Origin of the sequence: Algibacter sp., assembly GCF_049667265.1 — a bacterium.
GTDB lineage: Bacteria > Bacteroidota > Bacteroidia > Flavobacteriales > Flavobacteriaceae > Algibacter_B.
The window spans coordinates 1-4922 of the sequence record NZ_JBATHX010000187.1; the positions used below are offsets into that span (position 1 = coordinate 1).

At 34.1% G+C, this 4922-nt stretch carries 5 protein-coding genes and 1 pseudogene; all 6 read right to left on the reverse strand.

The window, feature by feature from the left end; all coding sequences use genetic code 11:
* Positions 1 to 543, reverse strand: a 543-nt coding sequence (locus WBN21_RS07035; protein ID WP_424198785.1) for a cbb3-type cytochrome c oxidase subunit I, incomplete at its 3' end; no start/stop codon positions are given.
* Positions 544 to 570: 27 nt separating this feature from the next.
* Positions 571 to 1647, reverse strand: a complete 1077-nt coding sequence (locus tag WBN21_RS07040) for a cytochrome c oxidase subunit II (RefSeq protein ID WP_424198787.1) — start codon at positions 1645 to 1647, stop codon at positions 571 to 573.
* 29 nt (positions 1648 to 1676) lie between these two features.
* The gene (locus WBN21_RS07045) at positions 1677 to 3056 is read right to left on the reverse strand and encodes a quinol:cytochrome C oxidoreductase (RefSeq protein WP_424198789.1); all 1380 of its coding nucleotides are present in this window, start codon (positions 3054 to 3056) and stop codon (positions 1677 to 1679) included.
* A gap of 22 nt (positions 3057 to 3078) precedes the next feature.
* Positions 3079 to 3630, reverse strand: a complete 552-nt coding sequence (locus tag WBN21_RS07050) for a c-type cytochrome (protein ID WP_424198791.1) — start codon at positions 3628 to 3630, stop codon at positions 3079 to 3081.
* An 8-nt stretch (positions 3631 to 3638) separates the two neighbouring features.
* Complete coding sequence (locus WBN21_RS07055) at positions 3639 to 4169, reverse strand: DUF3341 domain-containing protein (protein WP_424198793.1); 531 nt, start codon at positions 4167 to 4169, stop codon at positions 3639 to 3641.
* A gap of 9 nt (positions 4170 to 4178) precedes the next feature.
* A pseudogene (locus WBN21_RS07060) lies at positions 4179 to 4922 on the reverse strand (NrfD/PsrC family molybdoenzyme membrane anchor subunit); the annotation flags it as partial.

A 4922-nucleotide genomic window follows, 5' to 3' on the forward strand; every position in this document is an offset into this window, starting at 1 on the left:
ACCTAACCCTGAACCACCTGATGCCATTGGCAAAGCACTTAACGGCGGATAAATTGTCCACCCAGCTGCTGCAGGACCAGCTTCAACAAATAATGAAGCAACCATGATAATACATGATAAAAAGAATAACCAATATGATACCATATTTAGAAACCCTGATGCCATATCACGCGCACCAATCTGTAATGGAATTAACAAGTTACTAAACGTACCACTTAAACCGGCAGTTAGTACAAAGAAAACCATGATTGTACCATGAATGGTAACCAAAGCCAAATATATGTCGGCATCCATAACTCCATCAGGAGCCCATTTACCTAGTAATGCTTCAAACAATACGTTAGGCTCTTCTGGCCATGCAATTTGTATACGGAACATAATAGACATTAACACCCCAATAACTCCCATAAGAGTACCGGTAATTAAGTACTGCTTAGCAATCATTTTATGGTCTTGACTAAATATGTATTTAGTTACAAACGTTTCTTTATGATGATGTCCGTGATCGTCGTCGTGAGCGTGGTTATCTGCGTGTGCTGACATAATCTTATATCGTGTTTATCTTTTTAATTAGTTAATTAGAGAATTCTTGAATTCCTTTTGTTCGGCAATCCAAGCATCGTATTCATCTTGCGTTTCAACTACAATTTTCATTTGCATGTTGTAGTGTGATTTTCCACAAATTTTATTACAAAGTAATAGATAATCAAACTCATAACGTTCTAAAGCTTCTTCGCCTTTTGCAACAAGTTTTTTACTGTTTTCAACTCTAATATTATTAATATTTTGAACTTTATCAACCATTTGAGGCGTTTGACGCATATCAGCCGTAGTTATTGTAGGCGTAAAACCAAATTGAGTAATCATACCAGGTACGCAGTTCATTTGAGCTCTAAAGTGAGGCATGTAAGCTGAGTGCAAAACATCTTGAGAACGCATTTTGAATAAAACTGGTCTACCAACAGGTAAATGTAATTCAGTTGTTATCACGTCATCTTGTGCATTAGGATCAGACTCGTCTAAACCTAAAATATTAGCACGATCAATATCAATTAAACGTACGTTTGATTTCCCTAAGGTATTATCTGCACCACCATATCTAGCTTTCCAGTTAAACTGTTGCGCATATAACTCAACTATTAAAGGGTCATCACTTTCATCAACACCCATGATGTTTATCCAAGTGCTAAGACCGTATATAATTAAACCAGCCAAAACAATTACTGGTATAATAGTCCAAATTGCTTCTAACTTATTATTATCAGCAAAAAACAATGCTTTTTTTCCTTTTTCACCTTTGTATTTATATGCAAAATAGTGCAATAAAAACTGTGTTAAGGTTTGAACAAAGAATATTAAAACCATTGAAATAATCATTAGATTATCAATGGTTGGCCCATGTTCTGAAGCAGAATTCGACATTAGTGGTAAATCACCCCATTTTACGAAACATACAATAGTTATTATATAGATGAATGCTAAAAAGCCCATCATTAAATAACCATTTAATGTATTATCCTTGTCGGTTGCAACCCCAGCAATGGTATCATTTTCGTTTTTAGCCTGTGCTAAATCAAAAATCTTTACCATTTGCCAAATGGCAATTAAAATAAATACTAAAACTATAATTGTTAATAAAGCAGTCATTGGTATCGTTCGTCTTTATTTATATCTAATTAATAATGAAATTCTTCACTTTCTTTTCTAAAAGGGTATCCTTTTACAAGTAATGGCGCTTTTGTTAAAGCTGTAAACACAACAAATATGAATAAACCTGCGAAAAGTAATACTGAACTTATTTCTGGAATTCCTATGAACCATCTGTCACCTACTGTTGCTGGCATAATCATATTGAAAATATCAATATAATGACCGAATAAGATAACTAAACCTGCCATAACCACAAACCACGGAATTCTCTTGTAATCTGCATTCATCAACATTAAAATTGGGAATACAAAGTTCATAACTACCATACCTAAGAACGGTAATTTATAATCTTGGAAACGTGTTACGAAATAGGTAACTTCTTCTGGAATATTTGAATACCAGATTAACATAAATTGTGAGAACCATAAGTATGTCCAAAAAATACTAAATGCAAACATAAATTTTGCAACATCATGCAAATGATTTTCATTTACAAACTCTAAATAATTTCTAGATTTTAGGTAAATAGTAATTAAAGCTATAACAGTAATACCACTTACAAACATACTAGCAAATACATACCATCCAAATAATGTTGAAAACCAATGTGGATCAACACTCATAATCCAATCCCAAGACATCATAGATTCTGTATAAATAAAGAATACTAAAAATCCTGCTGAAATACGGAATGATTTCTTGAAGTTACTTTTATCTTCGGCTGTATCTTGTGCAATTGAAAACTTTCTTGAAAAATGACGGTAAGCATACCAACCGGCAATAAATATTAAACCTCTTATAATGAACCAAGGTAGATTTAAAAATGAAGATTTTCCATCAATTAGTTTATCGTAATGATCACTTTCAGGATTTATAACATCTGGATTCATCCACATAAAAATACTATCGTGTCCTAAAAAATGAGAACCGACGGCAATAGCCATAACAATTAAAGCGCCAGGTAACATATAAGCTGTTATACCTTCCATGACTCTAAATAAAACTGGCGACCATCCTGCTTGAGATGCAATTTGAATAGCATAAAAAGCTAAAACACCTAATGCAATCATCATAAAGAAAAATGCAGCAACATAAAGTGCAGACCAAGGTCTATTTGCTATCTGATGTTGAACATGCTCAATGTGTTTTGTATGTTCATCAACTTCAGCATGAGCAGTTTCTCCATGTCCTTCTTCATGCGAATCAGTTGCATGTTCATCATGACTTGGTGCAGCGTGAGCCGCTTCTTCACCGTGTCCACCACCATGGTGTGACTCTTCTGCAAGTAAGTGCTCAACTTCTTCAAAAGATTTATGAGATGTCATAAAACCATATCCTACCCCTAATGCTCCTAATATCATTAGTACGAAAGAAAATGTCTTTAATTTATTTGAAAATGTATACATATCTATAATAATCTTATCAATCTTACTTTTCTAAATCTGCTTTCAACTTTAACACATAGGATACTACTTGCCAACGCTCTTCTTCGTTCAATTGGTTAGCATAGCTACCCATGGCGTTCTTACCATAATATATTGTGTGGTAAGTACTTCCAGCATTTATAGCTCTTCCTGCATCATCATAACTGGGAATACCAAGAATTTTTTCGCGTTTAACCAAGTTACCTTGTCCATCACCTTTATTTCCGTGGCAAATTCCACAGTAAATATCATATAATTCTTTACCTCTATTTAAATCTACATTGGTGGAATCTAGCGGACTAACTAAAGTAGCTTTTGCTAAATCGTACCCTGCAGTAGAATTTTCGATATCGAAAGGAACAAACCCTCTTGGAATAGAACCTTCTGCTGGCAACTGCGCCTCAACTCCGTTAGGGAATGCTGCTTCACCATATGTTTCATATCCTGCAGATTCATACATGTTTGGCATGAATTGGTAATTTGGCGCGGTACTCTTATTACAAGATGCTGCTAAAAAAACAACTGCTAATACTAATATTTTAATTAAGCTTTTCATATCTATTATTAATGGGCTTTATCAACTAAATTAATTTCTACTGCTCCAGTTTCTGCTAATAAACTTTCTAGTTCCTTTTCATTTCCATCTACTGCAATTTCCATTAAAAAATGATCATCAGTAGTTCTTGGATCTGGATTTTCAGCATTTTTAAAAGGCCACATTCTACTACGTAAGTAAAAGGTAATTACCATTAAGTGCGCTGCAAAAAATACCGTAAGTTCAAACATAATTGGCACGAACGCTGGCATATTTTCAATATAACTGAAACTTGGTTTTCCACCAATGTTTTGAGGCCAATCTTCAATCATAATGAAATTCATCATTAAAATAGACACAGTTAAACCAATTAACCCATAAATAAATGCTGTTATAGCAATACGTGTTGGAGCTAATCCCATAGCTTTGTCTAGTCCATGAACCGGAAAAGGCGTATATATCTCTTCAATGTGAAATCTTTCTGCCTTAACCTTTTTAACGGCTGACATTAAAATATCATCATCGGTATAAATAGCGTGAATAACTTTTGAAGCTTCCATTGACTATATTTAGTTTATTAATTTTTTAGCTTGTCCTGCCCAATCATCACGTTCTGCTCTTCCTGGAAAAGATTCAGTAATGGAGTCTAACAAATCATATTCTTTTTTCGTCATCTTACTAACTTGAAGGAACTTATAAATACCAATACTATTAAGTACTTCTTCCATTTTAGGTCCAACTCCGCTTATTTTCTTTAAATCATCAGCAGTCTCAGTAGCAGCATCAAAAGCACCTAGGCTTCCTAACAAATTACTTACTTTATCTGAGCTGTCATCAGTTCTTATTGTCTTAGCTTTAACTTTAGCAACAGGTTTTGCAACTGTACTACCAGATGTTCTAGTATCAGAACCCGTTCCTACTAAACTATCGCCTCTTTCTCTAATATTTTTATAACGTTCTCCAGATGATTTCAAAATCGTTTTCACTTCCGCTTGAGCGATAACAGGGAATGTTCTTGCATATAATAAGAATAATACAAAGAAGAATCCAATGGTTCCGATGAAAATCCCTATATCTACAAATGTAGGTGAGAACATGGTCCATGATGAAGGTAAGTAATCTCTATGTAACGAAGTTACAATAATTACAAAACGCTCAAACCACATCCCAATATTCACCACAATAGAGATAAAGAAAGAAAACATGATACTTGTTCTTAATTTTTTGAACCACATAAATTGTGGAGAGAATACATTACAAGACATCATCGCCCAATATGCCCACCAGTAAGGTCCAGTTGCTCTGTTTAAGAA